This window comes from uncultured Streptococcus sp. (genome assembly GCF_963516515.1).
Taxonomy (GTDB): Bacteria; Bacillota; Bacilli; order Lactobacillales; family Streptococcaceae; genus Streptococcus.
Genome location: NZ_CAUQCJ010000003.1, coordinates 1 through 16540 on the forward strand (window position 1 = coordinate 1; position 16540 = coordinate 16540).

General features: G+C 40.7%; 19 protein-coding genes. 14 read left to right on the forward strand and 5 right to left on the reverse strand.

What is annotated here, in order from left to right; translation table 11 throughout:
* The 4 genes from RYL77_RS01020 to RYL77_RS01035 all read left to right on the forward strand — a co-directional run.
* Nucleotides 1-626, forward strand: a 626-nt coding sequence (locus RYL77_RS01020) for an LPXTG cell wall anchor domain-containing protein (protein WP_315009190.1), incomplete at its 5' end; no start/stop codon positions are given.
* 589 nt (nt 627-1215) lie between these two features.
* Nucleotides 1216-2133, forward strand: coding sequence for a glycine--tRNA ligase subunit alpha (gene glyQ / locus RYL77_RS01025; protein WP_000038733.1), 918 nt, complete (start codon nt 1216-1218; stop codon nt 2131-2133).
* Between the two features lie 211 nt (nt 2134-2344).
* Nucleotides 2345-4381 (forward strand): glycine--tRNA ligase subunit beta, encoded by a 2037-nt coding sequence (gene glyS / locus RYL77_RS01030; protein ID WP_315009192.1) that lies wholly within the window; start codon nt 2345-2347, stop codon nt 4379-4381.
* 42 nt (nt 4382-4423) lie between these two features.
* A complete protein-coding gene (locus RYL77_RS01035) occupies nt 4424-4681 on the forward strand; it encodes a DUF896 family protein (protein ID WP_315009194.1) in 258 nt (85 codons plus the stop codon).
* A gap of 114 nt (nt 4682-4795) precedes the next feature.
* Here RYL77_RS01035 and RYL77_RS01040 read toward each other — a convergent pair whose 3' ends face one another.
* The 3 genes from RYL77_RS01040 to RYL77_RS01050 are packed head-to-tail and all read right to left on the reverse strand — an operon-like array spanning nt 4796 to nt 7647.
* Nucleotides 4796-6040 carry an NAD(P)H-dependent oxidoreductase gene (locus tag RYL77_RS01040; protein WP_315009196.1) on the reverse strand — a complete coding sequence of 415 codons (1245 nt, stop codon included), beginning with the start codon at nt 6038-6040 and terminating at the stop codon, nt 4796-4798.
* A gap of 18 nt (nt 6041-6058) precedes the next feature.
* Nucleotides 6059-6664 (reverse strand): NADPH-dependent FMN reductase, encoded by a 606-nt coding sequence (locus RYL77_RS01045; RefSeq protein ID WP_153196965.1) that lies wholly within the window; start codon nt 6662-6664, stop codon nt 6059-6061.
* Between the two features lie 59 nt (nt 6665-6723).
* The gene (locus RYL77_RS01050; RefSeq protein ID WP_315009198.1) at nt 6724-7647 is read right to left on the reverse strand and encodes an FAD:protein FMN transferase; all 924 of its coding nucleotides are present in this window, start codon (nt 7645-7647) and stop codon (nt 6724-6726) included.
* A gap of 307 nt (nt 7648-7954) precedes the next feature.
* Between RYL77_RS01050 and nox the strand changes: the two genes are divergently transcribed.
* From nox to pdxT, 3 genes are all read left to right on the forward strand, one after another.
* Nucleotides 7955-9334 carry a H2O-forming NADH oxidase gene (gene nox, locus RYL77_RS01055; RefSeq protein ID WP_315009200.1) on the forward strand — a complete coding sequence of 460 codons (1380 nt, stop codon included), beginning with the start codon at nt 7955-7957 and terminating at the stop codon, nt 9332-9334.
* Between the two features lie 150 nt (nt 9335-9484).
* Nucleotides 9485-10360 (forward strand): pyridoxal 5'-phosphate synthase lyase subunit PdxS, encoded by an 876-nt coding sequence (gene pdxS / locus RYL77_RS01060; RefSeq protein ID WP_125416663.1) that lies wholly within the window; start codon nt 9485-9487, stop codon nt 10358-10360.
* Nucleotides 10361-10942, forward strand: coding sequence for a pyridoxal 5'-phosphate synthase glutaminase subunit PdxT (gene pdxT, locus RYL77_RS01065; protein ID WP_315009202.1), 582 nt, complete (start codon nt 10361-10363; stop codon nt 10940-10942).
* Nucleotides 10943-10962: 20 nt separating this feature from the next.
* On the opposite strand, the gene RYL77_RS01070 is transcribed toward pdxT, so the two are convergent.
* Together RYL77_RS01070 and RYL77_RS01075 are read right to left on the reverse strand one after the other, a co-directional pair.
* On the reverse strand, nt 10963-11610 hold the full coding sequence (locus RYL77_RS01070) for a hemolysin III family protein (protein ID WP_001097996.1): 648 nt from the start codon (nt 11608-11610) through the stop codon (nt 10963-10965).
* Entirely contained in the window at nt 11610-12053 is a 444-nt protein-coding gene (locus RYL77_RS01075) for a DUF1836 domain-containing protein (protein ID WP_315009203.1), read from the reverse strand. Before RYL77_RS01075 ends, RYL77_RS01070 begins: the two co-directional genes overlap by 1 nt.
* Nucleotides 12054-12187: 134 nt before the next feature.
* On the opposite strand from RYL77_RS01075, the gene RYL77_RS01080 reads away from it, so the two are divergent.
* The 7 genes from RYL77_RS01080 (at nt 12188) to trxB (ending at nt 16540) form a co-directional block, all read left to right on the forward strand.
* Entirely contained in the window at nt 12188-12682 is a 495-nt protein-coding gene (locus RYL77_RS01080) for a GNAT family N-acetyltransferase (RefSeq protein WP_315009205.1), read from the forward strand.
* A complete protein-coding gene (locus RYL77_RS01085) occupies nt 12682-13191 on the forward strand; it encodes a methylated-DNA--[protein]-cysteine S-methyltransferase (RefSeq protein WP_315009206.1) in 510 nt (169 codons plus the stop codon). Before RYL77_RS01080 ends, RYL77_RS01085 begins: the two co-directional genes overlap by 1 nt.
* Nucleotides 13192-13203: 12 nt before the next feature.
* The gene (locus RYL77_RS01090; RefSeq protein ID WP_000889091.1) at nt 13204-13560 is read left to right on the forward strand and encodes an arsenate reductase family protein; all 357 of its coding nucleotides are present in this window, start codon (nt 13204-13206) and stop codon (nt 13558-13560) included.
* 157 nt (nt 13561-13717) lie between these two features.
* The gene (locus RYL77_RS01095) at nt 13718-14518 is read left to right on the forward strand and encodes an amino acid ABC transporter permease (RefSeq protein ID WP_001103449.1); all 801 of its coding nucleotides are present in this window, start codon (nt 13718-13720) and stop codon (nt 14516-14518) included.
* Entirely contained in the window at nt 14518-15261 is a 744-nt protein-coding gene (locus RYL77_RS01100) for an amino acid ABC transporter ATP-binding protein (protein WP_315009213.1), read from the forward strand. The genes RYL77_RS01095 and RYL77_RS01100 overlap by 1 nt, the downstream gene beginning before the upstream one ends.
* A 77-nt stretch (nt 15262-15338) precedes the next feature.
* Complete coding sequence (locus RYL77_RS01105) at nt 15339-15563, forward strand: DUF4059 family protein (protein WP_000926599.1); 225 nt, start codon at nt 15339-15341, stop codon at nt 15561-15563.
* A gap of 65 nt (nt 15564-15628) precedes the next feature.
* Complete coding sequence (gene trxB, locus RYL77_RS01110) at nt 15629-16540, forward strand: thioredoxin-disulfide reductase (RefSeq protein WP_261059899.1); 912 nt, start codon at nt 15629-15631, stop codon at nt 16538-16540.

Consider the following 16540-nt stretch of genomic DNA (forward strand, 5'->3'; position numbering starts at 1 on the left):
CTAATCCAACTAATCCAACTAATCCAACTAATCCAACTAATCCAACTAATCCAACTAAACCAGTTGCAACGATTAATCCAGTTAATCCAGCTAAACCAGTTGTAACGATTAATCCAGTTAATCCAGCTAAACCAGTTGTAACAATTAATCCAGTTAATCCAACTAAACCAGTTGCAACGATTAATCCAGTTAATCCAGCTAAAGCAGTTGCACCAGTTAAGCCGGTTGATCCAACTAAACCAGTTGTAACGATTAAACCAGCTAATCCAACTAAACCAGTTGTACCAGTTAAGGCAGTTAATCCAGCTAAACAAGTTGCATCAATTAAGCCAGTTTCTCAAGTGCAACCTGTTAAATTAGTAAGTCACAATAGACAAGTCTCAACTATTAAGCCTTCAATTAGCAATGATAAAATTGAGAAAACTCCATCAATTATAGAAGCTAATCATGAGAATAAAACACTAGCTGGAAGTGGTCAACAAGTGCTTTTAGCTACAGTCAACAAAGAAGGAAAACAATTACCAGCCACTGGTGAGAATAACATGATTTCTATTATTCTAAGTATTTCTGGAATTTCTCTTTTATTGTCAGTTATTGGACTTGCAGTTTTTTCAAAAAGTGAGTAGAGAATACTATACATCTTTCTATAGTTTTTGATTTACAGTATGTTACAATTCTGATATAATAGTTAGCAGGAAAGAAAGTCTTATGGCGTTCTTCAAGCGAGCTTGGGATAGTGGGAGCCAAGTAGGGCAAAATAAAGTGCTGGCGCTTTCTGTAGTATTTTCAAAAACAATGAAGTAATAAATTAGGGTGGAACCGCGTTTCTGACGCCCCTAGTCGCAAGGCTTGGGTGTTGAAATTCGGTTCTTTTTGATTTTGAGCCCGAGTCTTCTTTCAAGAAAATCAGTCTTTGATTTTCTATATAGTCCTACTGCTTTAGGTCTGTTTAAGCTAGAAGCAGTACTAACTCGTCTTGTCTAGTAAGATTGACTAGGCAGACTCGTGTCGCAAGTAATTTATAGAAAAAGGAGAAAATAATGTCTAAAAAATTGACTTTCCACTGCGTCAGTGGCAGAGACCTCCTTACAGTCGGACTGCCCCACGCTCAGCACTAGAGTGCCTGAGCTAGACGCAGTACTAACTCGTCTTGCCTCGTATAATCGACGAGGCAGACTCGTGTCGCAAGAAATTATTTTTATTAAGGAGTATTCAATGTCTAAGAAATTAACATTTCAAGAAATTATTTTGACTTTGCAACAATTTTGGAATGACCAAGGTTGTATGCTTATGCAGGCTTATGATAATGAAAAAGGTGCAGGAACAATGAGTCCTTACACTTTCCTTCGTGCTATCGGACCTGAGCCATGGAATGCGGCTTATGTAGAACCATCACGTCGTCCTGCTGACGGTCGTTACGGGGAAAACCCTAACCGTCTTTACCAACACCACCAATTCCAAGTGGTTATGAAGCCTTCTCCATCAAACATCCAAGAACTTTACCTTGAGTCTTTGGAAAAATTGGGAATCAATCCTTTGGAACACGATATTCGTTTCGTTGAGGATAACTGGGAAAACCCATCAACTGGTTCAGCTGGTCTTGGTTGGGAAGTTTGGCTTGACGGTATGGAAATTACTCAGTTTACTTACTTCCAACAAGTTGGTGGATTGGCAACTGGCCCTGTGACTGCGGAAGTTACCTATGGTTTGGAGCGTTTGGCTTCTTACATTCAAGAAGTTGATTCTGTCTATGATATCGAGTGGGCTGATGGTGTAAAATACGGAGAAATCTTTATCCAGCCTGAGTACGAACACTCAAAATATTCATTTGAAATTTCGGACCAAGAAATGTTGCTTGAAAACTTTGATAAGTTTGAAAAAGAAGCTGGTCGTGCCTTGGAAGAAGGCTTGGTTCACCCTGCCTATGACTATGTTCTCAAATGTTCACACACCTTTAACCTGCTTGACGCGCGTGGTGCCGTATCTGTAACAGAGCGTGCAGGCTATATCGCACGTATCCGTAACTTGGCCCGTGTCGTAGCTAAAACATTTGTCGCAGAACGCAAACGCCTAGGCTACCCACTTTTAGATGAAGCAACACGAGCTAAACTCTTAGCAGAAGACGCAGAATAAAGAGAGTGACAAATTACGAAAATGGGCGAACAGAGTGAGCCCTGAGCCAGTTGCCGCAGTGATGAATGCATCCTTAGTAAAGCTAAGGATACTAGGCAAAATTGGAGACTTTTGGCTCCAATTTTAGCAATGAAACAACGAAGTTGGTTGCTTGCGTGCCCATCACATAAGGCAAACTGGAAAATAAAAAGATACTTTTCGGAGAAAAAACATGACAAAAAACTTATTAGTAGAACTCGGTCTTGAAGAATTACCAGCCTATGTTGTCACACCAAGTGAAAAACAACTAGGCGAAAAAATGGCAGCCTTCCTCAAGGAAAACCGCCTGTCTTTTGAAGCTATTCAAACCTTCTCAACACCACGTCGTTTGGCTGTTCGTGTGACTGGTCTTGCAGACAAGCAGTCTGATTTGACAGAAGATTTCAAGGGTCCAGCAAAGAAAATTGCCTTGGATAGTGATGGAAACTTCACCAAAGCAGCTCAAGGATTTGTCCGTGGAAAAGGATTGACTGTTGAAGATATTGAATTCCGTGAAATCAAGGGTGAAGAATATGTCTATGTCACTAAGGAAGAAGTTGGACAAGTAGTTGAAGTTATTGTTCCTGGTGTTGTAGATGTCTTGAAGTCACTGACTTTCCCTGTCAGCATGCACTGGGCTGGAAATAGCTTTGAATACATTCGTCCTGTTCACACTTTGACTGTTCTTTTAGATGAAGAAGAGTTTGATTTGGATTTCCTTGATATTAAGGGAGGGCGTGTGAGCCGTGGTCATCGTTTCTTGGGACAAGAAACTAAGATTCAGTCAGCATTGAGCTATGAAGAAGACCTTCGTAAGCAGTATGTAATCGCAGATCCACGTGAACGTGAGCAAATGATCGTTGACCAAATCAAGGCAATCGAAGCTGAGCATGGTGTACGCATCGAGATTGATGCTGACTTGCTTAATGAAGTCTTGAACTTGGTTGAATACCCAACTGCCTTTATGGGAAGTTTTGATTCCAAATACCTTGACGTTCCAGAAGAAGTCTTGGTGACTTCGATGAAGGAACACCAACGTTATTTTGTTGTCCGTGATCAAGATGGTAAACTCTTGCCAAACTTCATTTCTGTTCGTAATGGAAACGCAGAGCATTTGGAAAATGTTATCAAAGGAAATGAAAAAGTCTTGGTAGCCCGCTTGGAAGACGGAGAATTCTTCTGGCGTGAAGACCAAAAATTGGTGATTTCAGATCTTGTTGAAAAATTAAAAAATGTGACTTTCCATGAGAAAATTGGTTCCCTTCGTGAACACATGATTCGTACTGGTCAGATTGCTATTCTCTTGGCAGAAAAAGCAGGTTTATCAGCTGATGAAACAGCTGACCTTGCTCGTGCAGCAGCCATTTACAAGTTTGACTTGTTGACAGGTATGGTTGGTGAATTTGACGAGCTCCAAGGAATTATGGGTGAAAAATATGCCCTTCTTGCTGGGGAAACTCCAGCGGTGGCAGCTGCTATTCGTGAACACTACATGCCTACATCAGCTGAAGGAGAACTTCCAGAGAGCAAGGTCGGTGCAGTGCTTGCTATTGCAGACAAATTGGATACGATTTTGAGTTTCTTCTCAGTAGGCTTGATTCCATCAGGTTCTAATGACCCGTATGCCCTTCGTCGCGCGACGCAAGGTGTGGTTCGTATCTTGGATGCCTTTGGTTGGCACATTGCTATGGATGAGTTGATTGATAGCCTTTATGCTTTGAAATTTGACAGCTTAACTTATGAAAATAAGACAGAGGTTATGGACTTTATCAAGGCTCGTGTTGATAAGATGATGGGCTCTACTCCAAAAGATATTAAGGAAGCAGTACTTGCAAGTTCGAACTTTGTTGTGGCAGATATGTTGGAAGCAGCAAGTGCTCTCGTAGAAGCAAGCAAGGAAGAAGATTTCAAACCATCTGTTGAATCACTTTCTCGTGCCTTTAACTTGGCTGAGAAGGCAGAAGGAGTAGCTACAGTTGATTCAGCTCTCTTTGAGAATGAAGAAGAGAAAGCCTTGGCAGAAGCAGTAGAATCACTCGTTTTGTCAGGGACTGCCAGTCAGCAATTGAAACAGCTCTTTGCTCTTAGCCCAGTCATTGATGCATTCTTTGAGAATACCATGGTTATGGCTGAAGACGAGGCAGTCCGTCAAAATCGTTTGGCAATCTTGTCTCATTTAACTCAAAAAGCAGCTAAACTTGCACGTTTTAACCAAATCAATACCAAATAAAATCTGTTAAACGGATTAAATCTTATCATAAAGGAGAGAAACATGGATCCTAAAAAAATTGATCGTATTAACGAGCTTGCCAAAAAGAAAAAAACAGAAGGCTTGACCCCAGAAGAAAAAGTAGAACAAGCCAAACTACGTGAGGAGTACATTGAAGGGTACCGTCGCTCTGTTCGTCACCATATTGAGGGAATCAAAATTGTGGACGAAGAAGGAAACGATGTGACACCAGAAAAACTACGCCAAGCCCAACGTGAAAAAGGGTTACATGGCCGTAGTCTCGATGATCCAAATTCATAATAAGTATTCTTTCTTTTAACAAAGATAGATAAATAATAACCAAAAGACTAGCAGTTTTTGTCTGCTAGTCTTTTTTCGCTAAAAAAGGAACCAATATGGTTCCCAAAACTATTATTAGTTACTTGCGCCAGATGTAGCGTCTGCACCACCACCGTGGCCTCCAGCCTCACCTGCATCAGAAGCTCCAGATGTAGCATCTGCATCACCGTGACCATGTCCGCCAGCAGGAGCTGCAGCATTTCCACCAACTAGACGTTGACCAGTTGTATTGAGGTACCAATCAAGCCATGGTTGGAAGTTGAAGACTATTTCATTGATACCAGCGTATGATCCATCAGGATAGTACATAGCTTGATAGTTGTGAGTATTGATAACCCCTGCAGGAGATCCAGGAACGATTGTACGAACATATTCTTGATCACCATTACGCAGTACACCGACAACCCATTCAACATTTTTCATACGTCCACCGGGAAGTGAGTTATGGACAGTTGAGAGACGGTTACCAGATTGAGATGGTACACGTTTAGCAAACATGGTGTTTGGATCTTGGTGAACATTATTGTAGTATAAGAATTGGTTGTTATCATCTGCATAGGTCAACTCAAATGGCATTGCTTTCAAGAACATATCGATTTGGTTAACAGTTAAGATACCATGGTCTAGTTTGACATAGGTATCACCTGAAACCGCACCAGTAATTTCAGCAACTTTTTCAACCCATTCTGGATCATCGGGATCAACTTCTGTGATTGTGGTAGCAATTGGTCTGCCACAATCCAAATCTTCTGGTTCAATTGGTTTTGGTTTTTTCAATTTTGAAACAACTCCTACATATTTTACAAAATTATCCAAGCAAGTTTCGAGGAATTTAACTGTTCCGTCATTTGTAATATTCCCATCAACATCAAAGGCTTCCTTAGCTTTACCAAGAAGGAATTCGTTTCCAGGAAGTGTATAGGCATTGACACCTGGAGCGTCAAGAATCTTACGAAGGTGAACTTGGGCACGAGAAGTACCTTGGTCGTAGTAAGAAGCTCCCACAATCATGACTGGTTTGTTTTCAAATGGATGAACTTCGTATGAAAGCCATTCAAGAACAGATTTAAGAGAAGCTGAGATTGTGTGGTTGTGCTCAGGAGTAGCGATAATGACACCATCAGCACGTGTAATTCTGTTATACAAGAGACGCAATTGGAAGCTTTCATCCCATTTCTCGTCTTGGTTAAACATTGGAACTTCGTCAATTTCAAGAACTTCTAATTCAAATTTGAGTTTGAAGTGACGACGGATGAATTCCAAGAGTTTACGGTTATATGATTGATCGTAGTTTGATCCTACAAGTCCAACAAATTTCATTCTTTTTGGTCTCCTATCTTACAAATTTTCCCAGTCAAAGTCTTCAGCATCTTTGCGAAGTAGTTCTTGTGCGTTACGCAATTTTTCCGTGATTTTTACAAAGATACGGAAGTCGTCAAAAGTAGCATCCAGTTTTTTGATAACATCAAGATCTACTAGGTCTCCACTTGGGTTAAAGGCTTGAAGAGAGTGTGAAAGCAAGAATTCATCTGGAAGGACACTTGCTTTAATTTCTGGTGCGTTTAAGATTTGACGAAGTTGTAATTGGGCGCGTGATGAACCAAGTGTACCGTAAGAAGCACCTGTAATCATGATTGGTTTGTTCAAAAGTGGGTAAATACCATATGACAACCAAGCAAGAGCGCTCATCAAAACAGCTGGGATAGAGTGGTCATACTCAGGAGTACCGATAATAACACCATCTGCCTCTTCAATTTTAGCAGCGATTTCTAGAATTTCAGCAGGTACTTGCTTGTCAGCTGGTTTATTGAAGACAGGAATGTCTTTAATTTCAACAAGTTCAATTTCAGCTTTTTCAGCAAAGTGTTTTTGCATGTATTGAAGCAATTGACGGTTTGTAGAACGTTTTGAATTTGTTCCAACAATAGCAATAAGTTTTAACATGAGATTTCCTTTCTCTTTTTACATAATACGATTTTAAAACTCCATTGAAACATCTGTTTCTATAGAGTAGGAATTCCTGAAGAACAGCTTAGGTGACCTTCCTTATCGATGAGGATAGCTTCGATGCCCTCTAAACTTTCGACTTGCCAAAGGATAGAAGCAGGTCTTTCTCCAAAGAGTCGAGTTGTCCAGATTTCACCATCAACTGATTTATCAGAGATGATTGTTAGACTAGCTAGTTCCGTTTCAACAGGATATCCTGTTTGGCTGTCAAAAATATGATGGTAATCTTTTCCATCGACAGTCAGGTGACGTTCATAAATGCCTGAAGTCACGACAGATTGATTGACAACAGGGATGGTCATTAAGTGATTTCCCCTAGGATTGGCTGGGTCTTGAATCCCGATTTGCCAAGGCTGATTCCCTCTTGCCTGATTTTTTCCAATGGTCAGGATATTCCCTCCCAGATTGATTAAGGCAGAAGTCACTCCCTCTTCTCTAAGAAATTGGGCAACTTTATCCGCACTATAACCCTTGGCTAAACAACCAAGATCGATCTTCATTCCTTTCTGTTTCAAGAACACAGTGGAAGTAGAAGAATCTAACTCGATATACTGAGGATTGATTAAAGGTAGCACAGATTCAATTTCTTGAGGTTGTGCAACTTTGGCATCTGAAAAACCGATACGCCAGGTTTGAATCAAGGGACCAATGCTGATGTTGAGATGACTAGAGGGCGCTAGGCTATGCTCTAAACCAAGTGAAATCAGCTCAAACAGATCCGGATGAACCTTGACGGGGGCTATTCCAGCTTGATGATTGATTTCCATCAACTCAGATTCTTGGCTATTGGCATTGAAGCGGTATTCGAGATCTCTGAGTAAATCAAAGGATTTCTGGAGCAAGATATCTGCTCGCTCATCCACTAATGAAATAGTGATAGTGGTTCCCATTAGGCGTTCAGAATGTGAACTAAGAGGCAAGCTACCAACTCCTTTCTCTTATGAAAAGAAGGTTGAAATATAGTAAATTTATGAAAAATGAACCCCTTACATTTTCTTTCCATGATACTAGCATACCATAAAGTCAGCGTTTTCACAAATAAAATTTGTAAAGATGTCAAGAAATATGCTCACGGAATGAAGAAAAATTGCAAGAATCCGTGTTAAGATACAGATTGTTTACAATTTTTTACAAAAAAATCGGGAAAATTAGTTAAACTCTTGTAAACGCTAACAGTAAATGTTATACTAGAAGGGTAAATTTAAAATTGAAGGTAGGAATTTTTCTATGAGTAAAATCGTTGTAGTTGGTGCTAACCACGCTGGTACAGCATGTATTAATACTATGTTGGATAATTTTGGTAATGAGAACGAAATCGTTGTATTTGACCAAAACTCTAACATCTCTTTCCTAGGTTGCGGAATGGCCCTTTGGATTGGTGAACAAATTGACGGTGCTGAAGGCTTGTTCTATTCTGATAAAGAAAAATTGGAAGCTAAAGGTGCTAAAGTTTACATGAACTCACCAGTTCTTTCAATCGACTATGATAACAAAGTAGTTACAGCAGAAGTTGAAGGGAAAGAGCACAAAGAATCATACGAGAAATTGATTTTCGCTACAGGTTCTACACCAATCTTGCCACCAATCGAAGGTGTTGAAATTGTTAAAGGAAACCGCGAATTTAAAGCAACTCTTGAAAATGTACAATTCGTGAAATTGTACCAAAACGCTGAAGAAGTTATCAATAAACTTGCTGATAAGAGCCAACACCTCGACCGTATCGCCGTTGTTGGTGGTGGTTACATCGGTGTTGAACTTGCTGAAGCCTTTGAACGTCTTGGAAAAGAAGTTGTCCTTGTTGATATCGTTGATACTGTTTTGAACGGTTACTATGACAAAGACTTCACACAAATGATGGCGAAGAACTTGGAAGACCACAACATCCGTTTGGCTCTTGGTCAAACTGTTAAAGCAATCGAAGGTGACGGTAAAGTTGAACGCTTGATTACTGATAAAGAAACTTTCGATGTGGATATGGTTATCCTTGCGGTTGGTTTCCGTCCAAACACAGCCCTTGCTGATGGAAAGATTGAACTCTTCCGCAACGGTGCCTTCCTTGTAGATAAGAAACAAGAAACTTCACTTCCTGGTGTATTTGCCGTTGGTGACTGTGCGACTGTTTATGACAATGCACGTAAAGACACAAGCTACATAGCTCTTGCTTCAAATGCTGTTCGTACTGGTATCGTTGGTGCCTACAATGCTTGTGGCCATGAATTGGAAGGAATCGGTGTGCAAGGATCAAATGGTATCTCAATTTACGGACTTCACATGGTTTCAACTGGTTTGACTCTTGAAAAGGCAAAAGCTGCTGGTTACAATGCAAGTGAAACAGGCTTTAACGATTTACAAAAACCAGAATTCATGAAACATGACAACCATGAAGTAGCGATTAAGATTGTCTTTGACAAAGGTAGCCGTGAAATTCTTGGTGCCCAAATGGTTTCACATGATATTGCAATCAGCATGGGAATCCATATGTTCTCACTTGCTATCCAAGAACATGTAACAATTGATAAATTGGCTTTGACAGATCTATTCTTCTTGCCACACTTCAACAAGCCATACAACTACATCACAATGGCTGCCCTTACAGCTGAAAAATAAAAATGATGAACTATCTGGCTTTAAGTTAAGGTCAGATAGTTTTTAGATAATCTGTCCCCACACAATTAGGATTTTTTTATCTTGTGATTCATTCTAATCTAACTTAAAATGAAATAGTAGCTACCAATACAAATGATGAGGATACAACAAATGACTGAAAATAGATATGAATTAAATAAAAACTTGGCACAGATGCTTAAGGGCGGAGTTATCATGGACGTTCAAAATCCTGAACAAGCTCGTATTGCAGAAGCTGCTGGTGCGGCCGCTGTGATGGCCTTGGAGCGGATTCCAGCAGATATTCGTGCAGCTGGTGGAGTTTCCCGCATGAGCGATCCAAAGATGATTAAGGAAATCCAAGAAGCGGTTAGCATTCCAGTAATGGCTAAGGTCAGAATTGGGCATTTCGTTGAAGCTCAGATTTTAGAGGCTATTGAAATTGACTATATAGACGAGAGTGAAGTTCTATCTCCTGCTGATGACCGTTTCCATGTGGACAAGAAAGAATTCCAAGTTCCTTTTGTCTGTGGGGCTAAGGACTTGGGTGAAGCCTTGCGTCGTATCGCTGAGGGAGCTTCCATGATTCGTACAAAAGGAGAACCAGGTACAGGAGATATCGTCCAAGCCGTTCGTCATATGCGCATGATGAATCAGGAAATTCGCCGTATTCAAAACCTACGTGAGGACGAGCTCTATGTTGCTGCCAAGGACTTGCAAGTCCCTGTAGAATTGGTTCAATATGTCCATGAACATGGGAAATTGCCAGTTGTAAACTTCGCAGCTGGAGGCGTTGCAACGCCAGCAGATGCTGCGTTGATGATGCAATTAGGGGCAGAAGGTGTATTTGTCGGTTCAGGTATTTTTAAGTCAGGAGATCCTGTTAAACGAGCGAGTGCTATTGTTAAGGCTGTGACTAACTTCCGTAATCCTCAAGTCTTAGCTCAAATCTCTGAAGATTTAGGAGAAGCCATGGTTGGTATCAATGAAAATGAAATCCAAATTCTCATGGCTGAGCGAGGAAAATAGATGAAAATCGGAATATTGGCCTTGCAAGGTGCCTTTGCAGAACATGCAAAAGTGCTAGATCTATTAGATGTCGAGAGTGTTGAAATCAGAAATTTAGAGGATTTTCAGCAAAATCAGAGTGACTTGTCGGGTTTGATATTACCTGGAGGTGAGTCTACAACCATGGGCAAGCTCTTACGAGACCAGAACATGTTGATTCCCATCCGAGAAGCCATTCTATCTGGTTTACCAGTGTTTGGGACCTGTGCTGGCTTGATTTTGCTGGCTAAGGAAATTGCTTCCCAGGAAGAGAGTCATCTAGGAACTATGGATATGGTGGTCGAGCGCAATGCTTATGGACGCCAGCTTGGAAGTTTTTATACCGAAGCAGAATGTAAGGGAGTTGGTAAGATTCCAATGACTTTTATTCGCGGTCCGATTATCAGTAGTGTTGGAGAAGATGTAGAAATTCTAGCAACAGTTGATAATCAAATCGTTGCAGCCCAAGAAAAAAATATGTTGGTAACTTCTTTTCATCCAGAATTGACTGATGATGTGCGCTTGCACCAGTACTTTATCAATATGTGTAAAGAAAAAAGTTGAGATTAAATTTCTCAACTTTTTTACATGTAATAAACAATGGCGATGTATTGGAGGGCAGATGCGGCTAGGATAAAGAGATGCCAAATCATGTGGAAATAAGGTTTTTTCTTGGCGTAAAATCCAGCTCCAACTGTATAACAAAGTCCGCCAGTTACCATGAGACTCCAGAAAATTGGTGTCGTTTGACTGATAATGGCAGGAATGATAGCTAGAACCAACCAGCCCATAATCAGGTAAAGAGCAAGGCTAAATTTCTCATTGACCTTTTTAGCAAAGATTTTATAGAGGATGCCAAAGATGGTCGTTCCCCACTGGATGGCAATAATCAGATAGCCAAACCAGTTATTCATCAAAGTCAAGACGACGGGCGTATAAGATCCCGCGATAGCGACATAAATCATAGAATGGTCGATGATTCTCAAGACATATTTGTGGGTCGAACCATAGGCCATAGAGTGGTAAATGGTTGACGAGAGGAACATGAGAAATAGACTGATGACGAAAATGGAAACACCGATAGATGATAAAAAGCCGTGCGCCTCATAACTATAGGTGGATGAAATAGGCAGTAAGATGAGCATGATGACTGCACCTACGGCATGAGTCACGCTATTAGCAATCTCCTCTCCAAAACTGAGTTGTTTACTGAGTTTAAGACTAGTATTCATTAGATTTTCTCCTCTTCAGTATGATGGATTAAGGCTAGAGTTTGATGATAGAGTTTAACGGTTTGGCAGCTGGTTTGGATAATGGGGTTAGCTGGGTCAATTCCTTGGTTCATGTAGTCCACAAAAGCATCGTAGAGTTGGTCTGAACTGGCTTGAGTTTGGAGAGTATTCAGTGTCTGAGCTATTTCTTGAATAGAAAATACCGACTTGAGGGTTGTGATAGCAATCAAACGGGCAATCTGTTGGCGTTGGTATTTTTTCTTGTCAGGCTTTGTCAGATAACCATGTTTGACATAGTTATTGACCATGGATGCTGTTAGGCTCTTGTCTTTATCAGGAGAAATAGGGGCGCAGACCTGATTGACATAGAGTAAAACCTGGTCCAGATAGAGGTCAATGTTTGGAATTTCTGCCCATTTAGGGTAGGAAAAGGTAGTTTTCATTTTCAACTCCTTTTTATCTAGTTTTAATAACTAGATTATAAAATAACAAAAACAGAAAGTCAAGTTTTAACTGCTTGTGGAAAGACTTAAATTATGCTATGATGGGAGAAACTAGTCAGAAATGAGGAGAAAAGATGGAGATTCGTTTAGCTTTTCCAAATGAAGTAGATGCCATTATGCAGGTGATGGAGGATGCTAAAAAATGTTTAGCGGATGCTGGTAGTGACCAGTGGCAAAATGGCTATCCAAATGCTGATATTATTATTGATGATATTATCTCAGGTCAAGCCTACGTAGCCTTGGAAGAGGGAGAACTACTAGCTTATGCTGCTGTGACCAAGAGTCCAGAGGCAGCCTATGAAGCCATTTATGAAGGAAAATGGCAAGCTGGGGAGTCAGAGTACCTAGTCTTTCACCGTATTGCTGTGGCAGCAGATGTCCAGGGACAAGGAGTTGCTCAAACCTTTTTAGAGGGCTTGATTGAAGGATTTGATTATCTAGATTTTCGCTCAGATACGCATGCTGAAAACAAGGTTATGCAACATATTTTTGAAAAACTTGGTTTTAAACGGGTTGGAAAGGTACCGGTTGATGGGGAACGCTTGGCCTATCAAAAATTGAAGAAATAATGCAAAAGAAGTACGCAAAAATGCTCTATTCTTCGCCAATTGGCTCCCTTTCTCTCGTAGCTGATGACCATTATTTGTATGGCATTTGGGTTCAGGAGCAGAAGCATTTTGAGAGGGGACTAGGAGATGAAACGATAGAAGCAGTTGTTAGTCATCCCATTTTAGAACCAGTTATTGCTTGCTTAGATGCTTACTTTAAAGGCAAGTCTCGGGATTTATCCGACTTGCCCTTGGCTCCAATCGGAACGAATTTTGAAAAGCGAGTTTGGTCCTATTTACAGGGAATTCCTTATGGTCAGACAGTGACCTATGGACAAATAGCCCAAGATCTGCAAGTTGCTTCTGCTCAAGCAATTGGTGGAGCAGTGGGGCGCAATCCTTGGTCTATCCTAGTACCTTGTCATCGTGTGCTAGGAGCAGGCAAGCGTCTGACAGGTTATGCTGCAGGAGTGGAAAAGAAAGCTTGGCTATTGGAGCATGAAGGCGCAGATTTTAAAGATATAAAATAGAAAGTGAAAGACATGTTAGAATTTATCGAATACCCAAAATGTTCAACTTGTAAAAAAGCAAAACAAGAATTAAACCAACTCGGTGTGGACTACAAAGCTGTTCATATCGTCGAAGAAACACCTAGCCAAGAAGTCATTTTAAACTGGCTAGAAACCTCAGGTTTTGAGTTGAAGCAATTTTTCAACACCAGTGGGATCAAATACCGTGAATTAGGGTTGAAAGATAAGGTAGGAAGTCTGTCAAATCAAGAAGCAGCCGAGTTGCTAGCAAGCGACGGTATGTTGTTAAAACGGCCAATTTTAGTAGAAAATGGAACTGTTAAGCAAATCGGTTATCGAAAAGCTTATGAAGAATTGGGATTGAAATAGTTTTTACCTATCTCTTTGATAGATAAAATATATAACCTCCCTGTTTCAAAGTATGATAAACTAGTAGGTAGACAAAGTCTGTATCTGACCGTAGCAAATAATTTCATTGACGGCAGAAGTATGGTAGAATGAATCATTATCAGGAGAGGATGTTTTTATGAATGTTACAACGATTTTAGCATCAGATTGGTACCAAAACTTGATGCAATTGATTCCGGATGGCAAGCTGTTTAGCTTGCGTTCGGTCTTTGATGGAATCCCGAGAATTGTCCAACAACTTCCAACAACGATTATGTTGACCATTGGTGGTGCCCTTTTTGGCTTGGTTTTGGCGCTTCTTTTTGCCATTGTGAAGATCAATCGTGTTAAGATTTTATATCCCTTGCAGGCCTTCTTTGTTAGTTTCCTCAAAGGAACACCTATTTTGGTGCAACTCATGTTGACCTACTACGGGATTCCTTTGGCTTTGAAAGCCCTCAATCAGCAATGGGGTACTGGTCTCAATATCAATGCCATTCCAGCTGCTGCTTTTGCGATTGTCGCCTTTGCCTTCAATGAAGCAGCTTATGCGAGTGAAACCATTCGTGCAGCCATTCTCTCAGTTAATCCTGGGGAGATTGAGGCGGCACGCAGTCTGGGGATGACCCGAGCACAAGTTTATCGTCGAGTGATTATTCCCAATGCGGCCGTTGTGGCAACTCCAACCTTGATCAATTCCCTAATCGGCTTAACCAAAGGAACTTCCCTAGCCTTTAGTGCGGGTGTTGTGGAAGTCTTTGCCCAAGCTCAGATTTTGGGTGGAGCCGATTATCGCTATTTTGAACGTTTCATCTCCGTTGCCCTTGTTTATTGGGTAGTCAATATCGGAATTGAAAGCCTCGGTCGTTTCATCGAGAGAAAAATGGCTATTTCTGCACCCGATACAGTGCAAACAGATGTGAAAGGAGACCTTCGTTAATGATTAAGATTTCGAATTTAAGCAAATCCTTTTCAGGACAGACTGTCTTGGATAATCTGAACTTGGATATTCAAAAAGGGGAAGTTGTAGCCTTGATTGGTTCTTCAGGAGCTGGAAAATCAACTTTCCTTCGCAGTCTCAATTATCTTGAAACGCCTGACAGTGGCTCTATTCAGATTGATGATTTCTCAGTTGATTTTTCTAAAATTACTCAAGAAGAAATCCTTGCCCTACGTCGTAAGCTGTCTATGGTTTTCCAACAGTTTAATTTGTTTGAACGCCGAACAGCACTTGATAATGTGAAAGAAGGCTTGCTTGTTGTCAAGAAATTATCTGACCAAGAAGCGACTAAGATTGCCAAGGAAGAGTTGGCTAAGGTTGGGCTTTCTGACCGTGAAAACCATTACCCTCGCCATTTATCAGGTGGACAAAAGCAACGGGTTGCCTTAGCGCGTGCTCTCGCTATGAAACCAGATGTCTTGCTCTTAGACGAACCAACTTCAGCCCTTGACCCAGAATTGGTCGGAGAAGTAGAAAAGTCTATTGCAGATGCTGCTAAGTCAGGTCAAACTATGATTTTGGTCAGTCATGACATGTCCTTTGTAGCCCAAGTGGCTGATAAGATTCTTTTCTTAGATAAGGGGAAAATCATCGAGTCTGGAACACCAGATGAGATTATCCACCATCCTAAAGAAGAGCGGACAAAAGAATTCTTCGCTAGTTACAAACGGACTTATATTTGATATAATAGATAAAGAAAAACTCAGTTAGCTGGACTAGCTGAGTTTACTCTTTAAAAAAGATAGAAATGAGAGAAATCATGCTACTGCAACTATTTTCTTTATATTTCGAGAGTTTGATCTTGACCACCATCCTCGTCCTGATTTTTTTAGGGATTTGGATTGGACTGAGAGCCATGTCGGGAGTTGATAAGACAGCCAAGGCTCGCCAAGCCCATCTCTATGATATGATTATGATTGGGGTCTTGGTTGTTCCAGTATTATCCTTTGCGGTTATGAGTTTAATTCTTGTTTTCAAGGCATAATCCTTGCTTGATTGATAAGAAAGAGTTAGAATAAAGATAGTTACAACAAGAAAGAAGGAATCTATATGTACGATACTATTATTATCGGTGCTGGACCTGCAGGTATGACTGCAGCCTTGTATGCTGCTCGAAGCAATTTGAAAGTAGCCTTGATTGAAGGTGGTCTGCCAGGCGGTCAGATGAATAATACATCGGATATTGAAAATTATCCAGGATACGCTAATATTAGTGGGCCAGAATTGGCAGAAAAAATGTTTGAACCTCTTGAAAATCTTGGTGTTGAGCACATTTATGGTTATGTTGAAAATGTAGAAGACCATGGTGATTTTAAGAAAGTGATGACTGATGACCAAACATATGAAACACGTACCGTTATCGTAGCAACTGGTTCTAAACACCGTCCTTTGGGAGTACCTGGAGAAGAAGAACTGAACAGTCGTGGTGTTTCTTACTGTGCCGTGTGTGATGGTGCTTTCTTCCGTGACCAAGATTTGTTGGTAGTTGGTGGTGGAGATTCGGCTGTTGAAGAAGCCCTCTTCTTGACTCGCTTTGCTAAGACTGTTACCATTGTTCACCGTCGTGACCAACTTCGTGCCCAAAAGGTTTTACAAGACCGCGCCTTTGCGAATGAGAAAATCAGCTTTATCTGGGATTCTGTAGTGAAGGAAATCAAGGGTGAAAACCGAGTAGAATCTGTCGTTTTTGAAAATGTGAAAACAGGTCAAGTGACAGAGCAAGCCTTCGGTGGTGTCTTTATCTATGTTGGTTTGGACCCTGTTAGCGATTTTGTTAAAGAATTGAATATTCAAGACAAGGCTGGATGGATTGTGACAGATAATCACATGAAGACTGCAGTTGATGGTATCTTTGCAGTTGGAGATGTTCGTTTGAAAGATCTTCGCCAAGTGACAACAGCAGTTGGAGATGGAGCTATCGCTGGTCAAGAAGCCTATAAATTTATCACAGAACATAGTTAA